General features: G+C 71.6%; 14 protein-coding genes and 1 pseudogene. 6 read left to right on the top strand and 9 right to left on the bottom strand.

All coding sequences use genetic code 11. The annotated features are described in order from the left end of the window. Positions 1–24: 24 nt before the first annotated feature. The 6 genes and pseudogenes from phzC to phzM all read left to right on the top strand — a co-directional run. Positions 25–1,224: pseudogene (gene phzC / locus LE197_RS32790) on the top strand (phenazine biosynthesis protein PhzC); the annotation flags it as partial. Between the two features lie 13 nt (positions 1,225–1,237). Continuing rightward, positions 1,238–1,861, top strand: a complete 624-nt coding sequence (gene phzD, locus LE197_RS32785; protein WP_003093625.1) for a phenazine biosynthesis protein PhzD — start codon at positions 1,238–1,240, stop codon at positions 1,859–1,861. After that, positions 1,858–3,741 carry a phenazine biosynthesis protein PhzE gene (phzE, locus tag LE197_RS32780; protein WP_059309796.1) on the top strand — a complete coding sequence of 628 codons (1,884 nt, stop codon included), beginning with the start codon at positions 1,858–1,860 and terminating at the stop codon, positions 3,739–3,741. The genes phzD and phzE overlap by 4 nt, the downstream gene beginning before the upstream one ends. Before the next feature lie 13 nt (positions 3,742–3,754). Next, positions 3,755–4,591 (top strand): phenazine biosynthesis protein PhzF, encoded by an 837-nt coding sequence (gene phzF, locus LE197_RS32775; protein WP_003093628.1) that lies wholly within the window; start codon positions 3,755–3,757, stop codon positions 4,589–4,591. Between the two features lie 25 nt (positions 4,592–4,616). Beyond that, on the top strand, positions 4,617–5,261 hold the full coding sequence (phzG, locus tag LE197_RS32770; RefSeq protein ID WP_003112073.1) for a phenazine biosynthesis FMN-dependent oxidase PhzG: 645 nt from the start codon (positions 4,617–4,619) through the stop codon (positions 5,259–5,261). Positions 5,262–5,440: 179 nt separating this feature from the next. Continuing rightward, entirely contained in the window at positions 5,441–6,649 is a 1,209-nt protein-coding gene (gene phzM, locus LE197_RS32765; RefSeq protein ID WP_003142876.1) for a pyocyanin biosynthetic protein PhzM, read from the top strand. Between the two features lie 104 nt (positions 6,650–6,753). On the opposite strand, the gene LE197_RS32760 is transcribed toward phzM, so the two are convergent. The 9 genes from LE197_RS32760 to pchE all read right to left on the bottom strand — a co-directional run bounded on the left by LE197_RS32760 (position 6,754) and on the right by pchE (position 26,257). Beyond that, entirely contained in the window at positions 6,754–7,998 is a 1,245-nt protein-coding gene (locus LE197_RS32760) for a RhtX/FptX family siderophore transporter (protein WP_003121872.1), read from the bottom strand. Further along, positions 7,991–9,496: a PepSY-associated TM helix domain-containing protein gene (locus LE197_RS32755; protein WP_017148490.1), complete on the bottom strand. Its 1,506-nt coding sequence runs from the start codon at positions 9,494–9,496 to the stop codon at positions 7,991–7,993. The genes LE197_RS32760 and LE197_RS32755 overlap by 8 nt, the downstream gene beginning before the upstream one ends. Before the next feature lies 1 nt (position 9,497). Continuing rightward, positions 9,498–9,779 carry a hypothetical protein gene (locus LE197_RS32750; protein ID WP_003121870.1) on the bottom strand — a complete coding sequence of 94 codons (282 nt, stop codon included), beginning with the start codon at positions 9,777–9,779 and terminating at the stop codon, positions 9,498–9,500. After that, positions 9,779–11,941: a Fe(3+)-pyochelin receptor FptA gene (fptA, locus tag LE197_RS32745; protein WP_003111969.1), complete on the bottom strand. Its 2,163-nt coding sequence runs from the start codon at positions 11,939–11,941 to the stop codon at positions 9,779–9,781. Before fptA ends, LE197_RS32750 begins: the two co-directional genes overlap by 1 nt. A 91-nt stretch (positions 11,942–12,032) precedes the next feature. Continuing rightward, positions 12,033–13,757: an ABC transporter ATP-binding protein PchI gene (pchI, locus tag LE197_RS32740; protein ID WP_016263063.1), complete on the bottom strand. Its 1,725-nt coding sequence runs from the start codon at positions 13,755–13,757 to the stop codon at positions 12,033–12,035. Continuing rightward, complete coding sequence (gene pchH / locus LE197_RS32735) at positions 13,754–15,466, bottom strand: ABC transporter ATP-binding protein PchH (protein WP_023091012.1); 1,713 nt, start codon at positions 15,464–15,466, stop codon at positions 13,754–13,756. The genes pchI and pchH overlap by 4 nt, the downstream gene beginning before the upstream one ends. Further along, positions 15,463–16,512 (bottom strand): pyochelin biosynthesis thiazoline reductase PchG, encoded by a 1,050-nt coding sequence (gene pchG, locus LE197_RS32730; protein WP_003129320.1) that lies wholly within the window; start codon positions 16,510–16,512, stop codon positions 15,463–15,465. The genes pchH and pchG overlap by 4 nt, the downstream gene beginning before the upstream one ends. After that, positions 16,509–21,944 carry a pyochelin non-ribosomal peptide synthetase PchF gene (gene pchF / locus LE197_RS32725; protein ID WP_226033796.1) on the bottom strand — a complete coding sequence of 1,812 codons (5,436 nt, stop codon included), beginning with the start codon at positions 21,942–21,944 and terminating at the stop codon, positions 16,509–16,511. The genes pchG and pchF overlap by 4 nt, the downstream gene beginning before the upstream one ends. Further along, a complete protein-coding gene (gene pchE, locus LE197_RS32720) occupies positions 21,941–26,257 on the bottom strand; it encodes a pyochelin non-ribosomal peptide synthetase PchE (protein ID WP_023115745.1) in 4,317 nt (1,438 codons plus the stop codon). The genes pchF and pchE overlap by 4 nt, the downstream gene beginning before the upstream one ends. Between the last annotated feature and the right edge of the window lie 146 nt (positions 26,258–26,403).

Here is a 26,403-nt window from a genome sequence, read left to right as displayed (position 1 = left end):
TCTCCTGCCGAAGGGGGACCCACCATGGACGATCTATTGCAACGCGTACGGCGCTGCGAAGCGCTGCAGCAACCCGAATGGGGCGATCCGTCGCGCCTGCGCGACGTGCAGGCGTACCTGCGCGGCAGTCCGGCGCTGATCCGCGCCGGCGACATCCTGGCCCTGCGCGCGACCCTGGCGCGGGTCGCCCGCGGCGAGGCGCTGGTGGTGCAGTGCGGCGACTGCGCCGAGGACATGGACGACCACCATGCCGAGAACGTGGCGCGCAAGGCCGCCGTGCTGGAACTGCTGGCCGGCGCCCTGCGCCTGGCCGGCCGGCGGCCGGTGATCCGCGTCGGGCGCATCGCCGGGCAGTACGCCAAGCCGCGTTCCAAGCCGCACGAGCAGGTCGGCGAGCAGACCCTGCCGGTCTATCGCGGCGACATGGTCAACGGCCGCGAGGCCCATGCCGAGCAGCGCCGGGCCGATCCGCAGCGGATCCTCAAGGGCTATGCGGCGGCGCGCAACATCATGCGCCACCTGGGCTGGGACGCCGCGTCCGGGCAGGAGGCGAATGCCTCGCCGGTCTGGACCAGCCACGAGATGCTGCTGCTCGACTACGAGCTGTCGATGCTGCGCGAGGACGAGCAGCGCCGGGTCTACCTCGGTTCGACCCACTGGCCGTGGATCGGCGAGCGCACCCGCCAGGTCGACGGTGCCCATGTGGCGCTGCTGGCCGAGGTGCTCAACCCGGTGGCCTGCAAGGTCGGCCCGGAGATCGGCCGCGACCAGTTGCTGGCGCTCTGCGAGCGCCTCGATCCGCGCCGCGAGCCGGGGCGCCTGACGCTGATCGCGCGGATGGGCGCGCAGAAGGTCGGCGAGCGCCTGCCGCCGCTGGTGGAGGCGGTGCGCGCGGCCGGGCACCCGGTGATCTGGCTGAGCGACCCGATGCACGGCAACACCATCGTCGCGCCCTGCGGCAACAAGACCCGCCTGGTGCGCAGCATCGCCGAGGAGGTGGCGGCGTTCCGCCTGGCGGTGTCCGGCTCCGGCGGCGTGGCCGCCGGGCTGCACCTGGAGACCACCCCGGACGACGTCACCGAGTGCGTCGCCGATTCCAGCGGCCTGCACCAGGTCAGCCGGCACTACACCAGCCTCTGCGATCCGCGGCTGAACCCCTGGCAGGCGCTCAGCGCGGTGATGGCCTGGTCCGGCGCAGAAGCGATCCCGAGCGCAACCTTCCCCTGGAGACCGTGGCATGAGCGGCATTCCCGAAATCACCGCCTATCCCTTGCCGACTGCCCAGCAGTTGCCGGCCAACCTGGCGCGCTGGAGCCTGGAGCCGCGGCGCGCGGTGCTGCTGGTGCACGACATGCAGCGCTACTTCCTGCGCCCGCTGCCCGAGAGCCTGCGCGCCGGGCTGGTGGCCAACGCCGCGCGGCTGCGCCGCTGGTGCGTCGAGCAGGGCGTGCAGATCGCCTACACCGCCCAGCCGGGCAGCATGACCGAGGAGCAGCGCGGCCTGCTCAAGGACTTCTGGGGGCCGGGCATGCGCGCCAGTCCGGCCGACCGCGAGGTGGTCGAGGAGCTGGCGCCGGGGCCGGACGACTGGCTGCTGACCAAGTGGCGCTACAGCGCCTTCTTCCACTCCGACCTGCTCCAGCGGATGCGCGCCGCCGGCCGCGACCAGTTGGTGCTGTGCGGCGTATACGCCCACGTCGGGGTGCTGATCTCCACGGTCGACGCCTACTCCAACGACATCCAGCCGTTCCTGGTGGCCGACGCCATCGCCGACTTCAGCGAGGCGCACCACCGCATGGCCCTGGAATACGCCGCCAGCCGCTGCGCGATGGTGGTCACCACCGACGAGGTGCTGGAATGAACGCCCTGCCCACATCGCTGTTGCAGCGCCTGCTCGAACGGCCGGCGCCGTTCGCCTTGCTCTACCGCCCGGAAAGCAATGGCCCGGGCCTGCTCGACGTGATCCGCGGCGAGGCGCTCGAACTTCACGGCCTGGCCGACCTGCCGCTGGACGAGCCCGGCCCGGGCCTGCCGCGCCATGACCTGCTGGCGCTGATTCCCTACCGGCAGATCGCCGAGCGCGGCTTCGAGGCGCTCGACGACGGCACGCCGCTGCTGGCGCTGAAGGTCCTGGAGCAGGAACTGCTGCCGCTGGAGCAGGCCCTGGCGCTGCTGCCGAACCAGGCGCTGGAACTGAGCGAGGAAGCTTTCGACCTCGACGACGAGGCCTACGCCGAAGTGGTCGGGCGGGTCATCGCCGACGAGATCGGTCGCGGCGAAGGCGCCAACTTCGTGATCAAGCGGCGCTTCCAGGCGCGCATCGACGGCTACGCCACGGCCAGCGCGCTGAGTTTCTTCCGCCAGTTGCTGCTGCGCGAGAAGGGCACCTACTGGACCTTCATCGTCCACACCGGCGAACGCACCCTGGTCGGCGCCTCGCCCGAGCGACACATCAGCGTGCGCGACGGCCTGGCGGTGATGAACCCGATCAGCGGCACCTACCGCTACCCGCCGGCCGGGCCGAACCTGGCCGAGGTCATGGAATTCCTCGACAACCGCAAGGAAGCCGACGAGCTGTACATGGTGGTGGACGAGGAGCTGAAGATGATGGCGCGGATCTGCGAGGACGGCGGCCGGGTGCTCGGACCCTACCTCAAGGAGATGGCGCACCTGGCGCACACCGAGTACTTCATCGAGGGCCAGACCAGCCGCGACGTGCGCGAGGTGCTGCGCGAGACGCTGTTCGCCCCGACCGTCACCGGCAGCCCGCTGGAAAGCGCCTGCCGGGTGATCCGCCGCTACGAGCCGCAGGGTCGCGGCTACTACAGCGGGGTGGCGGCGCTGATCGGCGGTGACGGCCAGGGCGGGCGCACGCTGGACTCGGCGATCCTGATCCGCACCGCCGAGATCGAGGGCGACGGCCACCTGCGCATCGGCGTCGGCTCGACCATCGTGCGTCACTCCGATCCCCTGGGCGAGGCGGCGGAAAGCCGGGCCAAGGCTTCCGGGCTGATCGCCGCGCTGAAGAGCCAGGCGCCGCAGCGCCTGGGCTCGCACCCGCACGTGGTGGCGGCGCTGGCCAGCCGCAACGCGCCGATCGCCGACTTCTGGCTGCGCGGCGCCAGCGAGCGCCAGCAGTTGCAGGCCGACCTGTCCGGACGCGAGGTGCTGATCGTCGATGCCGAGGACACCTTCACCTCGATGATCGCCAAGCAGCTCAAGTCGCTGGGCCTGACGGTGACCGTGCGCGGCTTCCAGGAGCCGTACTCGTTCGACGGCTACGACCTGGTGATCATGGGCCCCGGCCCGGGCAACCCCACCGAGATCGGCCAGCCGAAGATCGGCCACCTGCACCTGGCCATCCGTTCGCTGCTCAGCGAGCGCCGGCCGTTCCTCGCCGTGTGCCTGAGCCACCAGGTGCTGAGCCTGTGCCTGGGCCTGGACCTGCAACGCCGGCAGGAGCCCAACCAGGGCGTGCAGAAACAGATCGACCTGTTCGGCGCCGCCGAGCGCGTCGGCTTCTACAACACCTTCGCCGCGCGCGCCCTGCAGGACCGCATCGAGATTCCCGAGGTCGGCCCGATCGAGATCAGCCGCGACCGCGAGACCGGCGAGGTCCATGCCCTGCGCGGGCCGCGCTTCGCCTCCATGCAATTCCACCCCGAATCGGTGCTGACCCGCGAGGGTCCGCGCATCATCGCCGACCTGCTGCGTCACGCGCTGGTCGAGCGGCGGCCCTGAGCCAGGAGAGCCCATGCACAGATATGTCGTGATAGACGCCTTCGCCAGCGAACCGCTGCAAGGCAACCCGGTGGCGGTGTTCTTCGACTGCGACGACCTCAGCGGCGAGCGCATGCAGCGCATGGCGCGGGAGATGAACCTGTCGGAGAGCACCTTCGTGCTCCGCCCGCAACAGGACGGCGACGCGCGCATCCGCATCTTCACCCCGGTCAACGAACTGCCGTTCGCCGGCCACCCGCTGCTGGGCACCGCCATCGCCCTGGGCGCCGAGACCGACAAGGACAGGCTGTTCCTGGAGACCAGGATGGGCACCGTGCCCTTCGCCCTGGAGCGCCAGGACGGCAAGGTGGTGGCCTGCAGCATGCAGCAGCCGATCCCCACCTGGGAGCACTTCAGCCGCCCGGCCGAGCTGCTCGCCGCCCTCGGCCTGAAGGGCTCGACCTTTCCCATCGAGGTCTACCGCAACGGCCCGCGCCACGTGTTCGTCGGCCTGGAGAGCGTCGCCGCGCTGTCCGCGCTGCACCCCGACCACCGCGCGCTGTGCGACTTCCCGGACCTGGCGGTGAACTGCTTCGCCGGCGCCGGGCGGCACTGGCGCAGCCGCATGTTCTCGCCGGCCTACGGCGTGGTCGAGGACGCCGCCACCGGCTCCGCCGCCGGGCCGCTGGCGATCCACCTGGCGCGCCACCGGCAGATTCCCTACGGGCAGCAGATCGAGATCCTCCAGGGCGTCGAGATCGGCCGGCCGTCGCGCATGTACGCCCGCGCCGAGGGCGCCGGCGAGCGGGTCTCGGCGGTGGAAGTGTCGGGCAACGGCGCGGCCTTCGCCGAAGGCCGGGCCTACCTGTGAACGGGCAGAACGGAGGAACGCCATGATGGGCGTCAACGCGAACATTTCCGAGTCCCTCACCGGGACCATCGAAGCCCCTTTCCCGGAGTTCGAGGCGCCGCCGGCGAACCCCATGGAGGTGCTGCGCAACTGGCTGGAACGCGCCCGCCGCTATGGCGTGCGCGAGCCGCGGGCACTGGCCCTGGCCACGGTCGACGGGCAGGGCCGGCCGTCGACGCGGATCGTGGTGATCGCCGAGCTGGGCGAGCGCGGGGTGGTGTTCGCCACCCACGCCGATAGCCAGAAGGGCCGCGAACTGGCGCAGAACCCCTGGGCCTCGGGGGTGCTGTACTGGCGCGAGAGCAGCCAGCAGATCATCCTCAACGGCCGCGCCGAACGCCTGCCCGACGAGCGCGCCGACGCCCAGTGGCTGAGCCGCCCGTACCAGACCCACCCGATGTCGATCGCCTCGCGGCAGAGCGAAACCCTCGCCGACATCCACGCCCTGCGCGCCGAAGCCCGGCGCCTGGCGGAAACCGACGGCCCGCTGCCGCGCCCGCCGGGCTACTGCCTGTTCGAACTGTGCCTGGAGTCGGTGGAGTTCTGGGGCAACGGCACCGAGCGGCTGCACGAGCGCCTGCGCTACGACCGCGACGAAGGAGGCTGGAAGCACCGCTACCTGCAACCGTGACGACACCGCTGCGCCGACGTTTCATGGCGGATATGCCTCCCGCGGCCCCGGAGTCGGGCCGTAGGGCGAATAACGCCACCGGCGTTATCCGCCGCTGCGCCGACGTTTCATCGCGGTAAACGGTCATCCATCCCAGCCGAACCCCCATCGATTCGAACACTCGAGAAAAGGAAGCACCCATGAGCGAACCCATCGATATCCTCATCGCCGGCGCCGGCATCGGCGGCCTCAGTTGCGCCCTGGCCCTGCACCAGGCCGGCATCGGCAAGGTCACGCTGCTGGAAAGCAGCAGCGAGATACGCCCCCTTGGCGTCGGCATCAATATCCAGCCGGCGGCGGTCGAGGCCCTTGCCGAACTGGGCCTCGGCCCGGCGCTGGCGGCCACCGCCATCCCCACCCACGAGCTGCGCTACATCGACCAGAGCGGCGCCACGGTATGGTCCGAGCCGCGCGGGGTGGAAGCCGGCAACGCCTATCCGCAGTACTCGATCCATCGCGGCGAACTGCAGATGATCCTGCTCGCCGCGGTGCGCGAGCGCCTCGGCCAACAGGCGGTACGCACCGGTCTCGGCGTGGAGCGTATCGAGGAGCGCGACGGCCGCGTGCTGATCGGCGCCCGCGACGGACACGGCAAGCCCCAGGCGCTCGGTGCCGATGTGCTGGTCGGCGCCGACGGTATCCATTCGGCGGTCCGCGCGCACCTGCATCCCGACCAGGGGCCGCTGTCCCACGGTGGGATCACCATGTGGCGCGGCGTCACCGAGTTCGACCGCTTCCTCGACGGCAAGACCATGATCGTCGCCAACGACGAGCACTGGTCGCGCCTGGTCGCCTATCCGATCTCGGCGCGTCACGCGGCCGAAGGCAAGTCGCTGGTGAACTGGGTGTGCATGGTGCCGAGCGCCGCCGTCGGCCAGCTCGACAACGAGGCCGACTGGAACCGCGACGGGCGCCTGGAGGACGTGCTGCCGTTCTTCGCCGACTGGGACCTGGGCTGGTTCGACATCCGCGACCTGCTGACCCGCAACCAGTTGATCCTGCAGTACCCGATGGTAGACCGCGATCCGCTGCCGCACTGGGGCCGGGGACGCATCACCCTGCTCGGCGACGCCGCCCACCTGATGTATCCGATGGGCGCCAACGGCGCTTCGCAAGCAATCCTCGACGGCATCGAGCTGGCCGCCGCGCTGGCGCGCAACGCCGACGTGGCCGCAGCCCTGCGCGAATACGAAGAAGCGCGGCGGCCGACCGCCAACAAGATCATCCTGGCCAACCGAGAACGGGAAAAAGAGGAGTGGGCCGCGGCTTCGCGACCGAAGACCGAGAAGAGCGCGGCGCTGGAAGCGATCACCGGCAGCTACCGCAACCAGGTGGAACGGCCACGCTAGCAACACCGGGCAGGCCACCGCGCCTGCCCTCTCCCGCCTCTCCCGTCCGCGGGAGAGGCGGCATCCGTGCGGGTGCCGGGCGCTGCGCGCCTATCGGCAGCGCCTCAGGCCTCTTCCGCCCGCCCCTTCCACTCCCCGCGCCCCTCGCCGGCCTGCAGGCGCAGGGCGAGCAACAGGGCCAGCACCGCCAGGGCGCTGCCGGTGAGGAAGCCGCCGGCATAGCCGATCTGCGCGGTGAGGCTGACCAGGAACGAAGACGCCAGCATCTCACCGAGGTCTCGGGTGCTCTGCACCGCGGTGACATCGGTGCCGGCCTGGCCGCCCTGGCCGGCGAAGCGCATCGCCGCGGTGAGGATCGCCACCGAGGTGATGCCGGTAGCCAGCGAGCCGATCAGCACGCAGGTCCACGCCAATCCTTCGCTCAGTGCCAACCAGCGACCGGCCTGCAGATACCAGAGCAGCGCCGAACAACCGGCGAGCACCACGCCAAGGGCGAAACCGCGCCACAGGCCGATCCGCCTGACCAGCCAGGCGCCGCCGCCGCAGCCGAGGAATACCGTGACCAGGCCACCGCTCATGCCCAGCCGGCCGATGTCCTGCAAGGCCCAGCCGGCATCGCTGAGGTACAGCTTGGACAGGCCGAAGCCGGATACCGCGGTCATCGCCGACAGCAGTGCCAGCGCCAGCAGCGAAGGCGCCAGCGGCCGACGCAGGAAGCGCAGCAGGCTGGCCTTGGCGGCCGGTGCCGGGGGGAGTTCGTGGGGGTCGCCACGCCCCAGGGCGAGCACGCAGCACAGGCTTGCCAGCGGCACGCAGGCCATGACCAGAAACGCCGCGCGCTGGCCGAAATGCCCGGCGAGGATCAGGCTGCCGGCACCGCCGCCGAAGAAGCCGATCATCACCCCGGCGATCTGTACCGCGTTGACCTTGGCCAGCAGCTCGCCGCTGAAGTGCTCCGCCGCCATGCCGTCGGTGGCGATGTCCTGGGTCGCGCTGGCCAGCGAAGCCAGCGCCAGCAGGCCAACCGCCCAACCGGCACTGGCCACGCCGAGGCCGAGCGTCGCCAGGCCGAGCAGGCAGGCGAGGACGATGCATTGCATCGGCAGGATCCAGCTACGCCGCCGGCCGAGACGGCGCGACCAATGGTTGTCGACCCAGGGCGCCCAGAGGAACTTGACCACCCAGGGCAGCCCCACCAGGGGCAGGAAGGCCAGCGCCTGCAATGGCGCGCCATCCTGGCGCAGGAGGGTGGGCAGGGCGTCCATGGCCAGGCCGATGGGAATGCCCTGGGACAGGTAGAGCAACGCCAGGGTGATGACCAGGCGGCGGTGGCGATACAGCTCAAGCATGGTGGTCTCCGGTGACACGGGGGTGGGCGGGTGGCGCGGCGGCGCGCGCCTGCATCCAGGCGTGCCGGATGAGCAGCGCGCCGCAGAGGATCAGGGTGAGGTCGGGGCCCAGGGCCGGCAGCCGGCCGCGCATGAGCCAGGGCGCCAGGTGCGCGACGGCGGCCGCCAGGCAGGCCAGCCCGGCGACGCCGAGCAACCCGCGCGCCAGCGGCCAGTCGCCCGGCAGCAGCAACGCCGCCAGGCCAGCGGCGGCCCACAGGACAAGGAACAGCCGCCCCGGCCAGGGTCCGGCGAGTAGCTCCGAGGGCGCGAGTTGCAGCCCCAGCAGGAGCAACGCGGCCGCCGCCACCAGGCCGGCACAGAAACCCTGGCTCAGGCGCTGCAAGAGCCGTACGCGGGCGTCCGGCGCCGAGGCGCGTCGTTGCAGCCACAGGTACAGGCCGCTGGCGCAGAGCAGGCAGGCGCCGAGGCCCATCGCCAGGTGCAGGCCGCGCAACGCGGCGGACCAGCCCGGCCCGAGCCACTGGTACTGGGCGAAATGCAACGGCTGCACGGCGATGAAGGCGCGCAGCCAGAACCCGCGCTGCGCCGAGCTGCGCTCGCCGAGCAGGGTGCCGTCGGCCAGCCGATAGCGGTGCCGCTCGAAGTTCGCGGTGCTCGGCAGGCCACGCCGGATACCGGCGATCTCCACGCTGCCGGCGACATCCCCGGCATGACTGAGGCTCAAACGCTGGGCGACGAAGCCGGGCGCCCGCACGGCATCGCCGGCAAGCAGGCGGTCGAGATCGATGCGGGACGCCAATGGCCGCCCCTCGGCGGCGGGCGGCGGCGGTCCCATCAACTCGACGAACACCCGGTTCGGTTCCTGCGGGTAGGCCACCGGCGCCAGCAGCAGGGTCCCGAGAGCGCCCAGCCCGCTGAGCGCGCCGGTGAAACCGAACAACAGCAGCCAGGGCAGTCCCCAGATGCCGATCAGGCCATGCAGGTCGAACAGCGCCAGGCGCAGCTCGCGATCCCGCCGCCAACGCCGCAGGTCGCGCCAGCGGCGGCTGTGCAGCAGCACGCCGGCCAGGCACAGCAGCAACAGCGATACGCCGAACAGGCTGACCAGCACCCGCCCGGGGAAGCCGACGAACAGGCTCTTGTGCAGGTTCAGCAGGAGGTCCAGCGCCGGCATCGGTGGCAGCACCCGGCCGCTGGCCGGGTCGAGGTCCAGCCGGCAGTCCAGGCGCGCATCGCAGACGCTGAAGGCGGCATGGCCGGGAGCGGGCAGCAGCAGGGTCGCATCGCGGATGTCGACGCCTTCCTCGCCCGCCCGTTCGAGCAGGCGCTCCAGCGCAAGGGCTTCTCCTCCCGCCTGCGCCGGGGCCCGCAGCCACTCGCGCAGGTCGTCGTGGCCAAGACTCCAGGCGCCACTGAACAGCACCACGAACAGCAGCACGCCGAACAGCGCGCCGGCGCCACCGTGCAGCGAGAGCAGGAGAGGACGCGCCGCCACTTCAACCGCGCCCCGCCAGCAGCCACAACGCCAGGCCCAGTGCCAGCAGGCTACCGCCCAGGCGCCAGGCGAAGTTGCCCGGATCACGCGCCAGCAACCCGCCGACAAGCAGCAACAAGCCCACCCCGAGCGCGCCGAAGAGCCCGGCGTAGAGACGCTCGAGCGGGTCGTCCAGGGGCAGCCCGCGAGTCAACAGATAGCCGCTGGCGGTCGCCGCCGCCAGGCTGCCGGCGAGCGCCAGCGGAACCCGCCAGGCCCAGCCGAAGCCCGACTGGCGCGGCATCAGAACGCGCCCCGCAGGCTGACGTTGAAGCTGCGCGGTTCGCCGTAGCGGTTGTTCCAGTTGGGGTTGGACAGGCTCTGGTAGTAGGTCCGGTCGAACAGGTTGTTGACGTTGACCGCCGCCGTCCAGTGCTCGTCGATCTTGTAGCCCAGGCGCATGTTGACCAGTGCGTAGCCGCCCTGGCGCATGCTCACGCCGCGGTAGTCGACGCTGTAGTCGCTCTGCGCCTGGAGTCCGCCGCCGACGCTCCAGCGCCGGTCCTGCCAGGGCAGGTCGTAGTTGCTCCACAGGCGCAGCAGGTGCCTCGGGGTGAAGGTGGAGTAGCGCGTCCCCGAGTCGTTCTGGCTGTCCTTGAGGTACTCGGTGCTGGTGTAGGTGTAGCCGGCCGAGAGACTCCAGTAGGGCGTCAGGTAGCCGGTGCCTTCCAGCTCGAAGCCCTGGCTGCGCACCTTGCCGCCGCTGATGTAGAACGGATTGTTGGGCGGCCCCGGATGGTCCGGGTCTTCCTGCGGATTGTTCTCCAGGTCGATGCGGAACGCCGCCAGCGACAGGTTCAGGCGGCCGTCGGCCAGTTCGCCCTTGATCCCGGTTTCGTAGGTCTTGCCTTCCACCGGGCTCAACGGCTCGCTGTTCCAGGTCTGGCGATCCGCCTGCGGCTGGTAGACCTCGGCGTAGCTGACATACCACGACCAGTCCCTGGCGAAGTCCCAGATCAGCCCGCCGTAGGGCGTGAACTGGCGACCGGGCTTGAAGCGGGTGGCCGGGGTGTCCTGGTCCCACCAGCTTTCGCGGCCGCCGACCACCAGGGTCAGCGGCTCGGCGAGCTTGATCCGACCCAGGGCATAGAGGCCTTTCTGGGTGGTGGTGGTGGTGCCCGGCGAAGTGTACTGGCCGATCTGCGGGCGCGGCACGCCGTGCGGGTCCCAGCGGTAGACATTGACCGGGGTGTTCGGCAGGTTGAGGAAGCGTGCGGTGTCCTGGCGGGTCTCGCCCTGGGCGTAGGTGACCCCACCGAGCAGTTCGTGGGTCAGGCCGAACAGTCGCACCGGCCCATTGAGGTTGGCGTCGAGGCTGCGCTGGATGCTCTTGAACTTGTAGGCGGCGCCCATCAGCTGGCCACCGTCGCCGGTCTGCGGGTCGATGGCGCCGAAGGAGCCGGCGTAACGCAGGCGCGAATCGGCTTCCTGGTATTCGGCGCTGACCTTGCCTTTCCAGCCGCCGCCCAGTTGCTGTTCGAGGGAGCCGAAGGCGCGGTAGGTGTCCCACTTGAAGCGGTCCCAGTCGACATCGAGGTAGGTGTCGCGGGACAGCCCGAGATTGGACCCATCCTTGGCCATCGGTACCCCGGCCATGTTGGTGATCGAGTCGATGTGCTGGTATTGCGCACCGACGGTGAGCAGGGTGTCGGGGCTCAGGTCGAACTCGGTCACCCCGTAGAGCAGGCGGGTGCCCTGGTCGGCCACGTCGTAGAAGTAGTCGCGGTCCTCGTAGGCGGCCACCGCTCGGCCGCGCACGTTGCCGCTGGCGCTCAGCGGGCCGCCGACGTCGACCTCGGCGCGGTAGCGGTCCCAGCGCCCGGCGCTGAGGGTGGTGCTGGCGGCGAATTCGCGCTGCGGCCGCTTGCGCACCAGGTTGACGGTGGCCGCCGGGTTGCCGGTGCCATGCAGCAGTCCGTTGGAGCCGCGAAGGATCTCGACCCGCTCGTAGATCGCCATGTCCTGCGGCGAACTGGCAGTATTGCCAAGCAGCGCCGGCACCCCGTCCAGCTCGAAGGAGTCGACCTTGAAGCCGCGCACGTAGTAGGCGGTGGTCAGCAGCTGGAACGGCTGCACGGTGACCCCGGTGGCCTGCTGCATGGCTTCGTCGAGGCTGAACAGGTTCTGCTGTTCGAGGCGCTCATGGTCGATGACACTGGCGGACTGCGGCAGCTCGCGCGGCTTGAGCGGCACCTTGCCCAGGGTAGTCACCCCCGGCGGCTGGGTGGCGGACGTGCTTTCTCCGCTGATCACCATGTCCGGCAGTTCCGTCTCGCCGTCCTTGCGCGCGTCGGCCACGGCCGCCGCCAGCGGACTCAGCGCCAGCAGCAGCCCCAGGCACAACGGGGTGTGCCGATTGCGGGCGATGCCCTGGCGTCCCTTGATCACCTTCGTCTCCGTTTTCATCGTTCGAACAGCCTCGGGGGATATACGATTTGATAATGCTTATCATTATGAAGAAATCGTCTCCGGGGCTTTTTCGATTGCCGGTCTTTCTTTATCGATCCACGGCCGTCGCGGAACTTTCCTCGCCCGCCAGCCCGACGAAGCCGGCATACCAGTCGTCCCGGACGAGCAGATCGGCGTGACGTCCGCTCAGGCGCAGCCGCCCCTTCTCCAGCAGCAGTACCTGGTCGGCCTGACGCGCCAGCGCCGGGCGGTGGGTCACTACCAGCAGGGTGCGCCGGCCGCGCAACCCGAGCAGGCTGCGCAGCACCTGCGCCTCGCTGGCTGCATCGAGGCTGGCGGTGGGCTCGTCGAGCAGCAGCAACGGCGCTGCCGAGAGCAGCCCGCGAGCCAGGCACAGGCGTTGCCGCTGGCCGCCGGACAGCAGCGCGCCGCCGGGGCCGACATCGCTGTCCCAGCCCTGCGGCCAGGCCTCGATCTCTTCCAGCAGGCCAACCGCCCGCGCCACCTCGCGCAGCGCTTCGAGATCGGCGTCCGCTCGCGCCATGCGCAGGTTCCAGGCAACGCTGCCGCGGAACAGGCCGTTGTCCTGGAACACCAGGTTGCGACTGGCGGCGAGGGTCGTTTCGCTCAACCGGCGGATATCCACGCCACCCAGCAGGACACACCCGGCGTCGGCGTCGTAGAGCCGCCCGAGCAGCGCCAGCAGGCTGCTCTTGCCGGCCCCGGAGGGTCCGACGAGGACGTTCAGCGAACCCGGCTCCAGCCTCAGGGAAATGTCCTCGAGCAAGGCGCGGCCATCTTCCAGGCGCAATTCCACGGCCTCGGCCGCCAGGCTGGCGTCGTGCGGCCGCTCGCCCGGCTCGGGGCTGTGCAGCGGAGCCAGGGCGAAAACCCGCAGCAGGGTATCCAGCGCCTGCCAGGCGCCGCGCAACGCCTGGTCGAGATGGGTGAGCTGGGCCAGCGGCTCGATGAAGCGCACCAGCAGCACCAGCACGGCCACCAGTCGCGCGCCGTCCAGCCATTGTCGCTCCACCGCCCAGGCGCCGCCGAGCAGGGCGAAGGCGAACGCCGCCTGCACCGCCAGGGCGAAGCCGAGGCCGCTGGGCAGGCTGCGCCGCAACAGTTCCAGGGTGCTGCGGTGGAGACTGCGCAAGGCCTCTTCCAGCCCCTGGCGGGCGACGCTTTCGCGCTGCGCCGCGCGCAGCAGTGGCTGGCGTTCGGCGAACGCCTGCAACTGCCGTGCGGCGTCGCGCTCGGCGGCCAGCCGGGCATCCTCCGCCGCCAGATTGCGCCGCCCGCTCCAGCGCAACAGCGCGGCGAGGACGGCACCAGCAAGGAGCAGGCAGAGGGCGATGGACGGGTCGATCAGGAACAGCCCGAGGATCACCCCGAGCGGCGTCACCAACGCGGCGATCAGCGGCCCCAGCAGGTGCGCCGGAATGCCCATCGCCTGCATCACCGGGCCGCGCAGCAGGCCTTCGGCCGGCGCGACCCGGCGCAGCGCCGGCAGCGCCAGGCGCGGCAAGCGCGCCACCAGGCTGCGCACCAGTCCAGCCGCCAGCGAGCCGCCGGCGGCGAAACCGCGACGCAGGGCCAGGTACTGCAACAGCGCCTGCGCCAGGCTCAAGCCGAGCAACGCGGCGACCCAGCGCCAGGGCAACGCGCCTTCGGCGAACCAGGCCTCGACCAGCGGCACCAGCAATACGCCGCAAGCGGCGTCCAGCAGCGCCGCCAGGACCGCCCAGGCGCTCGCCCGACGCAACGCGGCACGGCAGTCTTCGGGCAGCGCACGCATTCGTTCGAACAGGGTCATGCCGCCACCTCCGCGCCGTTCTGTTCACGCCACAAGCGCGCATAGGCGCCGTCCGCCGCCAACAGCGCCGCGTGCTCGCCGCGTTCGACCAGACGGCCAGCGACCAGCACCAGGATCAGGTCGGCATCGCTGACTTCGGCCAGACGATGGGCGACGATCACCCGGGTCCGGCCGCCGCCACGCTCGCGCAGGTCGCGCAGGACCTGCCGGGCGGTCTGCGGATCCAGCGCCGAGGTCGGCTCGTCGAGCAGCAACAGGCGCGCCGGCGATAACAGCGCACGGGCCAGGGCCAGTCGTTGCAGTTCGCCGCCGGACAGTTGCAGGTCGCGTCCCGGCACGCTGTCGTAGCCACGCGGCAGGGCCATGATGCGCTCGTCGAGGCAGGCGTCACGGGCCGCCTGGCGAATCTCCTGGAGATCGGCATCGGGGCGGAACAGGGCGATGTTGTCGGCCAGGGATATCTCCAGCGCCGCCGCCTGCTGGCCGACCAGCGCGATATGCCGGTGGCGCACGGCATCGGGCATGTCCTTCAGTGCCAGGCCGCCAACCTCCAGTTCGCCGCGCTGCGCGTCCATGTAGCGCGCCAGCAGGTGCAGCAGGGTGCTCTTGCCGGAGCCCGAGGGGCCGACCAGGGCCACCAGGCTGCCATCCTCCAGCTCCAGATCGATATCGGCCAGGACCTCCACGCCTTCATAGGCATGGCCCAGGCCGTGCAGCGCCACCGCGCCATCGACCGGCTCGCGGGTCGAGCGGCCCTCGGCCAACGGCGCCTGGTCGAATACCTGCTGCAGGCGCTCGGCGGCGGCGCGCGCGCCCAGCAGCGCGTCGCCGCCGTGGCCGAGCGCCTGCACCGGGGCGGCCAGGGCCCGCAGCAGGAGCAGGAAGGCACAGGCCTGGCCGAGCGCCAGCGGCACGCCGAGGGCATCCAGGACCAGCGCGCCGAGCAGGACCCAGGCCAGCAGCCAGGGCGTCGACAACTGCACGTAGACCAGCGCGGCGAGGTGGCCGACCCGCTTCACCCAGGCGCCGAACGCTTCGCCGAAGGCCGCCGCCGACGCCTCGGCGCCCTGTTGTATGCCGGCGCCGGGGTACTGTCGGGCCAGCAGCAGGTTGTGGGCGAATTCGCCATAGTCCGCCGAGAGCCTTTCCAGCGCGGCGTTGCGCCGCAGCACCAGGTCGCGGTAGCGCGCCGAGCGCAGCAGCAGGAAGCCGGCGGCGGCCAGCACCAGCGGCAGCAGGCAGAACAGCAGCAGCCAGGGGTGCAGCCAAGCCAGCCAGAGCAACGCGACGAGCGGCACCACCAACAGGTTGCTGAGATCGTTGGGAGCGTGCGCGATCAGTTGGTGCAGGGCCCGCACGTCCTGCTCCACGAGGCGCGCCACGCCGTCCGGGCCCTGGCGACCGAACCAGTCCAGCGGCAGCCGTTGCAGGTGCGCCAGCAGGCGCAGGCGCAGGTCGTTGCAGAGGTCCGCGTCGACCCGGTGGGCCAGGTGCGCGGCCAGCGCCTGGCAGCCCAGCCAGGCCAGCACCGCCAGCAGCACCAGGGCCAGCAGGGCCGGCTGCGCCTGGCCGCGCGCCAGCGGCTCGGCGAGCCAGGCGAGAAGCATCCAGGGCAACAGCGAGCAGAGCCCGGCCAGGGCCTGCAACCCCATGGCCGCCGCCAGCCGCCAGCGATAGGTGCGCAGCAGGCGCCACAGCACCGGGGTCACGAGGCTTGCTCCAGCACCTGTTCCAGGCTCGCCGGCGCCAGCGACGCCGGCGGCGCCTCGGGGAAGCCAAGGCGCTCGCCGATCCGCTGCCACAGGGCGGCGACCTCCAGGCTGCGCTGGTTGCGCCGGCGCACCTCGTCGCCGTCGGCGAGCAGCGCCAGCGCCTCGGCCGCCGCCGCCGGCCACAGGCGCTGGTGCACCTGGGCCCAGCTGCACGGTTCGGCATACCAGAGCTGGGCGCTGGGCAGCGGTTCGCCGGCTATCTCGTCGAACAGCGCGAACAGGCCGTCGTCATCCTCTGCCGGTACCGCCACCGCAGGCGTCCACAACAACGGGCCATGGGGGCTGAGCAGGCTCAGCGTGCCGCGATCGGTGGTCAGGCTGACGCGCTGCAACAAGGTCATGCGCCCGTCGTCGGCGGCCGCCAGTTCGTTGAGCACGTGCAGGCTCAACGGCACTTCCGCCAACACCAGGGACAGCCCGCGCATCGCCGACAGGTCATTCGAGGGCGACTCCAGCGACCAGGGGCCGACGCCCTCCAGCAACGCGGCGAGGATGTCCAGGGTGGCGAAGCCGACCTGCACCCCGCAGGCCGCGTCCAAGTGGCGGATGCCGCGCCGGTGGTGCAACTGGCGGCCCAGTTCGATGAAACGCGCCACCGCCGGCAACTGCGGATAGAAGGTGTTGAGCAGGCAGCGCCGGCCCAGGCGCTCGGCGCTGCGCAGCAGGTCCTGCCATTCGCGCGGCAGCAACGGATGCTCGATCAGCACGTCGATGCCACGCGCCATCAGCGCCTCGGCCAGCGCCGGGCCCTGCTCGCCGCGTGCCGCGCCGCCGACCGCGACGCAGGCCAGGCGGACATCGTCGGGCAACGCCTCGACCTCGCACCAGGTCTCCACCCCGAGGCGCTCGGCCAACGCCCGCGAACGCCGGCTGCCCTGGCCAAGGATCCCGCGCAGGACGAAGCGCGGATCGGCGGCGACGCCGGCGGCATAGAACTGGCCGAACCGGGAACCGGCGACCACCACGGAACGGACGTCGCTCATCGGCTCGCCTCCTCTGGCATGGGTTTCGACAGGGATTGCGCCAGGGCTTCGCCCAGGCAGTCGAAGTGCCCGCCGGGCACCTCGTGGATGCCGCACGCGCCGAGCGCGGCGGCCCGCCATTGGGTCTCCAGGGCCTCGGCGTAGCACGGCACCAATGGGTTGCCGGCGTCCGGCACGAACAGCCGCAGCGCGCCGACGTAGGGCTCCGGCGCCGCGGCCTGGCTGGCACGCACCGAGTGACAGAACAGTCGGTAGAGGGTGTCGCGTTCGACGCTGGCGGCGTCGGCGCTACCGCTGGCCGCCTGTAGCACGCGGCCGCGCAGGGCGACGAGATCGGCCAGGCCCGGTAGCTCCGCCAGCGCCTCGGCGCCCAGGCGCTCCGGTGTCTGCGCGAGCGCCGCCTGCACCGCATGGCCGAGACGTTCCGGCGCGGGGAAGCCGAGCGCCGCGGTATCCAGGCCGAGGGTCGCGGCGAAGCTGAACAACAGCAGGCGCTCGTCGTCCACCCGGTAGGGAATCCGGTAGCTGGAGACGATATCCAGTTGGCGCACGCGCACCCCGCGCTGGACCAGGGACTTGGCGGTCTCCAGGGCGACCAGCCCGCCGGAGCAGTAGCCGAGCAGGTCGACCTCACGCAGCCCGGGGCCATGGAGCGCCTCGGCGTAGCGGCGGCCGAGGCAGGCGTTGAGATGCTCGGCGGGGATCGCCAGGTAGGCGTCGCTGTCATGCACGGCCAGCCCCAGCAACGGCCGCCCCTCACCCAGGGCGCGAAGCAGCGGGCGGTACGGCAGTAGCGTGCCGAGGCCTTCGTGGACCAGCACCCGCGGCACGCCCTCGCCGGGCACCAGGCGCACCAGCGGGTCGAGCGCCACCGCGCCCTCGGCGAGCGGTGCGCGCGACATGCCGGCCGGCGCCGGGGCGACGCCGCGCGCCGCGGCCAGGGCTGGCCCACGGCCCTCTTCCGGCGCGCTGCGCAGGCGTTCGGCCAGGCCGCGCGGCGTCGGCTGGCTGAGCGCCCAGCGTAGCAGGCGATCGAACGGATGCCGACGGGCGCTTTCCAGTCGTTCGCGCAAACGGGCGATCAACTGGGCGATCAACAGCGAGTCGCCGCCAGCCCCGAAGAAGTCTTGCTCGACGCCCAGCGACGGGTTGTCCAGCACCTCCCGCCAGAGTGCCAGCAGCGCATTCTCCAGTTCGTCGGCCGGTGCCTGCGCGACGCCATGCCGAAGGTCCGCCTGGGGCTGGCGGGCAAAGCCGGTCAGGGCCTTGCGGTCGATCTTGCCGTTGCCGGTGACCGGCAGGCGTTCGAGCACGCGCAACTGCGCCGGGAGCATGTAGCGCGGCACCCGCGCTTCGACGAAGGCCAGCAGCTCGGCCGGCTCCAGGCGGGCGCGGTCGGTCTTGCAGCGAGCCAGCAGGACATCGTAGCCAAGCAGGTCGAGAGCGCTGCCCGGCGGCACCACCCCGCAAGCCAGGTCGCCACCCTGTGCCGCCAGCCACTCCAGCCATTGCCCGGTGTGGACGAACAGTTGGCGGCGCTCGTCGCGGAGGTCGCGCGGGTTTTCCATCATCAGGCTCTGGCTGACGCTGATCTCGTTGTGCTCGCGCGTCAGTTCCTGGATCACCAGCCAGGCGTCGGCGCTCAGCAACTCGCGCAGGCCGGCCAGCAGCGCCGGGGTGTCCAGCGCGTTGTTCAAGGCCCCGGAGCTGAGGAGGATATCCACCGAGTGCGGCGCCACGCCCTGGTCGAGAAGATCGCCGTTCATGTCGAAGCGGCCGAAGCGTACCCACGGCTGGTCGGCGAAGCGCTCGCGGGCGGCGGCGAGGAAGTAGCTGGAAACGTCGGTGAACAGGTAGTCCACCTCCGCCCCTCGCTGCACCAGCGGCGCCAACCGGGCGATCACCGTGCGGCTGGCGGCGGCGGTGCCGGCGCCAAGCTCCAGCAGGCGCCAGCGCCGTTGCGGCTGGCGCTCGACGATGGCGGCGATGGCCTCGGCCATGGCCTCGTGCAGCGCCTGGGCATGCAGGCCCTGGCTGTACATGGCCTCGGCGATGCGCGCCGAGCCCTGCGGGAACATCAGCGCCGCCGGGCTGATCCGCCCGGCCAGTTGCTCGCCGAGGGATTGCGCGCTGTCACGCAGGTAGGCGACCAGCTCGGCCGGCCAGAGCGCCGCCGGCGCGCAGCCGGCGAACGCCGTCCAGGCGTCCTCCGGACTCTGCGCGGGACGCTCGGCGCAGCCCAGCCAGCCCTCGCCCTCGCCCTCGGCGCGCAGGTAGCCGCCCTCCTCCAGTTGGCGCAACCAGTGGCGCAGCAGGCGCTGGCGCGCCTCGGCGATACCCAGGCGCTGGCACAGGGTGGCGAAGTCCAGCGGCGTCGCACTGGCGAACAGACCGCTGCCGGCCAGCCAGGCGGCCAACGAGGCGAGGCAGGCACGGTCGAGTGCGGCCACCGCCGCGGCGATGCCCTCCTCGCTGCCCCAGTCGCGGCGCAAGGCCTGGGCCGCCCGCTGGCGCACCGCGTCGAGCGCCGTACGCGGATCCTCGCCAGCCTCCACCGGCGCATGCAGGGTGACGAAGCTGGCCAGGCTGCGCTCGTGGGTCTCGCCGAGCACCACGGTGGCCGCCAGGTTGACCTGCGGATGGGCGCACAGCGCGGCGTCCAGTTCGGCCAGTTCGATGCGGTGGCCGCGAATCTTCACCTGGTCGTCCTCGCGGCCGAGGAACTCGATGCTGCCGTCGGCCAGGTAGCGGCCGAGGTCGCCGGTGCGATACAGGCGACGGCCATCGGGGTGACGGACGAAGCGTTCGGCGGTGCGCTGCGGATCGCCGGCGTAGCCGAGCGCCAGGCCAACCCCGCCGATATGGATCTCGCCGCGCACGCCCGGCGGGCAGCGCCGCCCGCGGGCATCCAGGACTTCCACGCTCTGCCCACGTAGGGCACGGCCATAAGGGATGCTGGCCAGCTCGGTGTGCTGCGGGCGGATCGGCTGCTCGATCGACCAGATCGCCGCCTCGGTGGCGCCGCCCAGGCTGAACAGCGCGCTGTCCGGCCAGCGCCGCCACCAGCGGGTCGGCAGGCTGACCGGAATCCAGTCACCGGACCAGAGCACGCAGCGCGGTCCCGGCAGGTGACGTTGCGGCTCGCTCTCCAGGTAATCGATGAGCATCTGGCCTTGGGCCGGCACCGAGTTCCACAGGGTGATGGCGTGGCGTTCCAGCAGTTCCGCCCAGTGCGATGGATCGCTGCCGCGCGCCGGGTCCGGCAGGACCACCTGGGCCCCCGCCGCGGTGGCGCCGAAGAAGTCGTAGACCGAGAGGTCGAAGCTCAGCTCGGCGAGGCCGAGGACGCGGTCGTTGGCGTCGACGCCGTAGCGCTGGTTGATGTCGAGCAGCGTGTTGCTCACCGCCGCATGGCTGAGCATCACGCCCTTTGGCGTGCCGGTGGAGCCGGAGGTGTAGATCACGTAGGCGAGGTCGTCCGCCGCCACCTCCGCCGCGGGCGGTGGCGGCCAGGCGCTGTCGGCGGCCAGCCGGTCGATGGCCACGCAGGCGCAGCCGACGTCCGGGACATCGCTTTCCAGGCAGACCAGCGCGACCACTTCGGCGCTGGCGAGGATCGCCTGGCGCCGCAGCGGAGGCTGGCGGATGTCCACCGGCACATAGGCGGCGCCGGCCTGGAGGATGCCGATCACCGCGACCAATTGCGCGGCGCTTTTCGGCAGCATCACCGCAACCCGCCGGCCACGGCCCGCGCCGTGCGCTTCCAGGACGCGGCGCAGGGCGCTGGCGTGCTGGGCGACCTGGCGGTAGCTGTAGCTGCCGGCGGCATCGTGGATCGCCGTGGCGTCGGGGGTCAGCAGGGCACGCTCGGCGAAACCGGCGGCGATGCTCCGGGCACTACCGGGCAACGCCTGCGGCGGCGCCTCGACGGGTTCCGTGGCATCGCCGTCGGTCCAGGCGCGCGGGCTCTGCGCCAGGCGCCGGAGCAGCCCGACGAAGTCGTCGAACATGGCTTCCGCCTGGCCCTCGGGGAACAACCCGAGGCGTACGTCCCAGCCGATCTCCAGGCCGCCGAACTGGTCGGTGACCTGGCAGTCCAGCCAGACCTGCGGGGTCTGGCTGATCATGTAGCGTGGCGCGCGCGGCGCCTCGCCATCGCCGAGCAGGCGCTGCACGCTGCCGATGCCACTGGTGAACACCACCGGCATCAGGTCGGCGCCGCGACCGCGCCGGCGCGCCAGTTCGCGCAGCAGGTCGACGCCGCTGAAGGTCGGGTGGTCGAGGTCGTCGAACATCTGCTCGCCGATGCGTCGGGCACGCTCGACGAAACTGTCGCCGTGGCGGCTGTCCACTGCCAGCAGGCTGAGCGCGGTGAAGTCACCGAGCACCTGCGCCAGCTGCGGATGCAGCGGCGGCCGGTTGAGTACCGTCAGGTTGAGACAGAACGCCGGTGCCTGGCTCCAGCGACCGATGGTCTCGGCGAAGGCCGCCAAGGCCACGCCGGCAGCGCTCAGGCCGTGTTCGCCGGCGCGCGCGCCGAGCGCCTGCCAGGCGGCCTCGTCGAGGCGCGCGTGGAAGTGCCGGAAGCGCGTGGACCGGGTGTCCGGCTGCACCCGCAGCGGCAGGTCGGGACGCCCCGGTAGCGCGTCGAGACGCGCCAGCCACCAGTCGCGGTCGCGCTGCCAGGCTGGCGACTGGCGTCGGCGCTGCTCGACGCCGACATAGTCGCGGAAGGTCGCCTCCAGCGGTTCCGCCGTCCATTGCGGATCGAGATAGCGGCGGCGCCATTCGCCAAGCAGCAATTGCAGGCTGGCGTAGTCGACCAGGGTGAAATCCACCGAGCAGTGCAGTACGCAGGCATCCCGGCCGATACTCAGCTCGGGGCGCAGGACCGGCCACTGGTCGAGCGCCGCGCAGGCGTGGTCGAGGCGTTCGCGGACCCGCTCCAGGTGCGCCTGGAAAGCGGCCTCGTCGAGCCCCGCGCAGGCATGCACGGTCAGCCGCTGCCAGGGCACCTCGGGCAGCACGCGCTGCCAGGCGTTGTCCTCGATCACCGCGCGCAGCATCGGGTGGCGCTCGACCATGGCGTTCCAGGCCGCCTCCAGGCGCGCCGGATCGGTGTCGACCGGCCAGTCGTACTCGGCGTACAGCTGGCAGGCGTTACCGCCGTAGTCGAAGGCCGCCTGGCGGCCCAGCACGTAGGCGGCCTGCACCGGGGTCAATGGGAAGCGCTGGTGGGCCAGGTCGGGTTCGGCGCGCCAGCCAGGGCCGCCTTCCAGGTGTTCCAGCAGGGCCTCGCGCTCGGCCCGCAGGCGCTCGGCGAGGCCGGCGTCGAGGGCGCCCTGTGGGGCGCGATAGCGCAGGCGGCCCGCCTCGCTCCAGAGTTCGATGCGCCGGCTGCGGCAGGTTTCCAGCAGTTCGCCGAGGCTCATAGCACGCCCTCTTCCAGTTGGGTTTCCTCGATTTCGACGGTCTGCGCCTGCAAGTGGCGGGCAAGACCGGCCAGGGTCGGCTGGCGATAGAAGTCGGCCATGCCCAGGCGTACGCCGAAACGCTCACGTATGCCGGCCAGCAGGCGGGTCGCCAGCAGGCTGTCGCCGCCGAGGCTGAAGAAGCTCGCCTCGCGACGACGCACCGGGCGTTTGAGAACCGCTTCCCAGCACTCGGCCAGCGCTTGCTCATGGGCTTCCAGCGGCTCCTCCGCCGAGGGCTCGTGACGACACTCGCCGAGTGCGCGGGTCATGCTCTCGGCCAGGCGGCGACGATCGACCTTGCCATTGCCGTTCAACGGCAGGCTTGGCAGGCACCACAGGCGTTCGGGCCGCATCGCCTGGGGCAGGCGTTGCTCCAGGCCGGCCTGGAGCGCGGCGGCGTCGAGCCCTAGTCCCGGCGCCAGCGCCTCGACCAGGGCGAGCCGTTCGCTGCGCCACAGGCAACGCGGCGCCAGTCCCGCAGCGGCGAGATCGACCAACAGGCTCGGCAACTCCGCCAGGCGCAGCGGCCGGTCGTCGAGCAAGGCCGCACCGAGCAGCGCCAGTGGCGACTCGCATAGCAGGTCCACCAGCAACAGGCGGCCCTGCGGGCGCAGCAGCGCCGCCGCCAGCGCCAGGCCTTCGCGGCTGGCCTCGTAGGCGTGCAGCGCGGCGAAGCTGATCACCCGGTCGTAGCGACCGAGGTGCTCGGCAGGTAGCAGGCCGTCGTCCAGCGCCTGCACCACGATCCGTTCCGGCAAGCGGGTGGCGGCGGCGTCGAGGAGGACGCGGCTGCGTTCGAAGAGGGTCAGTTCCAGCCCCGGGCGCAACAGCGAGGCCATGCCCTGGTCGAGCCAGAGCCCGGCGCGGGTATCCAGCACCGCCACCCGCAGGCGTTCGCCGGCAGCCGGCGTCGGCAGCGCTTCGAGCAGGCGCGCCAGGGCCTCGCGGCCGTCCGGCAGGCGCGCGGCCACCGCCTGCGGCGCCAGCCAGGGATCGAGGAGCAGCGCGGCCGGCGCCTGTTCGCCGGCGAGCAGGCCGCGCAGAGCGTTGCCCATCGCGGTCAGCCCCGCGGCCTGCCAGCCGAGCCGGCGCAACGCCTCGTCGAGCGACGGCAGCGCGCTGGCGGCGGAGTCCGCTAGCCAGTCCAGCCAGCGCCGGCGCAAACCGTCGTCTAGCTCCAGCGGCGCCTCCAGCAGCGCGCCGAGGATTTCCCGGGTGAGTACCGCCTCGGCCTCTGCCAGGCCGGCGAAGGGCTGTGCGGCCGGTAATTCCATGGAGCCTTCGGCCCGTGGCGCCAGGCGCGGTACCAGCACCGCGCCGAGGCTCGCCACGCCACCGCCGAGCACCACCGCGCAGGCGCTCTCCACGCCAGCCTGGGCGCACAGCGCGGCCTCCACCTCGCCCAACTCGATGCGCTGGCCGCGCACTTTCACCTGCTGGTCGACCCGACCGAGGAATTCCAGGGTACCGTCGCCCCAGTAGCGACCGCGATCGCCGGTGCGATACCAGCGGCCCTGGGCATCGTGGACGAAGCGCCGGGCGCTGAGTTCGGGATCGTTGCGATAGCCGCGGGCCAGGCTGGCGCCGCCGATCCACAGCTCGCCGACCACCAGGTCCGGCACGTCGCGCCCGTGGGTGTCGACCACCCGGTAGGCCTGTCCCGGCAATGGCCGGCCGTAGGGAATCGAACGCCAGTGCGGCGGCACCGTATCGACGCTCTGCAGGTTCGACCAGATGCCCGCTTCGGTAGCGCCACCCAGCACATGCAGGCGGCAGCCTTCGGCACAACGTGGGCGCAGGCGGCCGGGCAGGTCCAGGGCCACCCAGTCGCCGGACAGCAGCACCGCCCGCAGACTGCGATAGTCGGCCTGGCTCGCCGGCAGGCTGAGGGCCATCTCCAGCAAGGCCGGCGCCGAGTTCCACAGGCTCACCGCATGCCGCTGGATAGCCTCCGCCCAGGCAGCGGCATCGCGCGCCTGTTCCTGGGCCGGCAGGACCAGGCTGGCACCGGCGCCGAGGCCGCCGAACAGGTCGAAGACCGACAGATCGAAGTCCAGCGCGGAGACCGCCAGCAAGCGATCCGATGCGTTCACCCGCAGCAGGTCGAGCAGCGCGTCGATGGTATTGATCGCCGCCGCGTGGCTGACCTCGACGCCCTTGGGCACCCCGGTGGAGCCCGAGGTGTAGATCACATAGGCACTCGCCTGCGGCGCCAGCGGCACGGGGGCGGCCAGCGCCGGGCCGCGCAGCAGGCGCTGGACATCCAGGCGCGGCGGCAAGGCCTGCGGATCGTCCTCCTCGGTGATCGCCAGGCATACCCCGGCGGCCTCTTCGATCAGGCGCCGCCGTGCGGGCGGCTGGTCGATGTCCAGCGGCACGTAGCAGGCGCCTGCGGCGAGCACGCCGAATACCGCCGCGACCTGCTGCGGTCCGCGCGGCAGGCTGACCTCGACCGCGTCGCCAGGGCGCACCCCGGCTTCGCGCAGGCCGCCGGCGATGCGCAGCGCACGCTCGGCCAGTTCGCCGCGGGTGACACGTTGGTCGCGATAGAGCAGCGCGTCGGCATCCGGCGCCTCGGCGGCGCGAAGGAAGAAGTCGCGATGCAGGGTGCGCGCCGTGGCGCATGCCGGCTGGCCGTTGAGCAGGGCCCGGCGCGCCTGCTGCGCCCAGGGCAACGGCAGATCGGCGGGCTGCTCCCAGGCGCTGTCGCAGAGACGCTGGAGCAGCCCCACGTAGGCTTCGAACATGGTTTCCGGCAGACCTTCGGGGAACAGGCCGACGACGCTATCCCAGGCCAGCAGGATACCGTCGCCCACCCGGTAGAGCTGGTGGTCGAGCCAGACCTGCGGGGTCTGCGAGAGCATGTCGTGGAGATCGCCGAAAGCGTCGCGGAAGGCCGCCGGGACGAAGCCCTCCTCGCCCAGGTTGCTGGCGAACACCACCGGCGCCGAGCGTGGCTGGCCCTGCCGGCGCGCCTCGCGGAGCACCTCCAGGGCGGGGAATGCGGCGTGGTCGATGGCTCCGTGGAGGTTGCGCTGGAAGCTCTTCACCGCCTCGGCGAAGGACACCCCGGCCTGCATCCGGCACTCCAGCAGCAACAGGGTGGTGAAGTCGGCGATCACCTCGCCGATACGCGGGTCGTCGGCATGCCGATCGAACAACGGCACGTTGAGGAGAAATTCCGCGCTTTCGCTCCAGCGCGCCAGGACCAGCGCGAAGGCGCAGCCGAACACGCTGGACAAGGTCACGCCATGCTGCGCGGCAAGACGCTCCAGGCGCCGGCTCTCGCCGGCGGAAAGCTGGAATGCCAGGCGCCGGGTGCGCGGCTGGCGGATGCTTTCCGGCGCGCAGGCCAACGGCAGGGCCGGCGCGTCCGGCAAGCGCGGCAGGCGTTCCAGCCAGTAGTCGCGGGCCCGCGCCGCGGCCTCGGCGCGTTGCGCCGCACGGTGCGCCAGGTAGTCGGCGAAATGCAGCGCCGGCGGCTCCGCCAGGCGCTCCGGCGCCAGGTAGGCAACGCCCAGTTCGGCCAGCAGCAGGCGCAGGCTTTCGACATCGGCGGCAAGCAGGTCGAGACTCAGCCAGAGGCGATCCTCGCCGCCCGGCATGCGCACCAGCCCGAGCAGGAACACCTGGCCGCGCTCCACCGCCAGGCATTCATGGGCGCGCCAGTCGCGCAGCGCCTGCCAGTCGCGCTCGGCCTCGTCCACCTGTAAGGTGCGCCAGTCCTGCAGGTCGAAGCAGGACAGCGGCGGCGTCGGAAGGATCTGCTGGCGACCGTCGAGGAAGCGCGCCCGCAACATCGGGTGGCGTTGACGCACGCACTCCGCCGCCGCGGCCAGGCGCTGCGGGTCGACATCCCGCGTGCGGAATTCCAGGAAGGCATGGCAGCTGACGTTGCCCAGCACCTCGCCGGCGCCACGTCCCAGCCAGTAGGCCTGCTGCACGGAAGACAGCTCGAACGGCTGGTCGCGATCCTGCGCCGTCGGCAGCGCGACCGTTGCCGGGGCGGACAGCCGGTCCGCGCAGGCCAGCAGGTCGAGCCAGGCCCCCAGGCAGGGGCGCTGCGCCAACTGGGCGAAGTCCAGCGTCGAGCCACGCGCGCGCAGGCGTTCCTGCAGGTACATCAGGCGGATCGAGTCGAGGCCGCAGCCCAGCAGGTCGTCGTCGTCCGCCAGGGCGCGCACGTCGGCAAGCGGTTCACCGAGCAGGTCGGCGAGCTGCTCGGTCAGCCAGTCGCGCAGGGCGGTACGGGAATCGGGGGGCAGATCCATGGGGGCTCCCTAGGGCAAGCATCTGAGGTCGGTTGCCAGTTCCTGGCAACGATTATCAAATGCGACCTTATCTCACTTGCCTGGGAGGCCTGGCCGGCAATGCTTTAGACAGCCGGACTGTTTCGTTAGATGCAGCGTCATCCCGC

The organism is Pseudomonas sp. PS1(2021) (assembly GCF_020405165.1).
Classification (GTDB): Bacteria; Pseudomonadota; Gammaproteobacteria; order Pseudomonadales; family Pseudomonadaceae; genus Pseudomonas; species Pseudomonas aeruginosa.
Note: the sequence above shows the minus strand (reverse complement) of the source record. Positions and strands in the feature narration are given on the sequence as shown.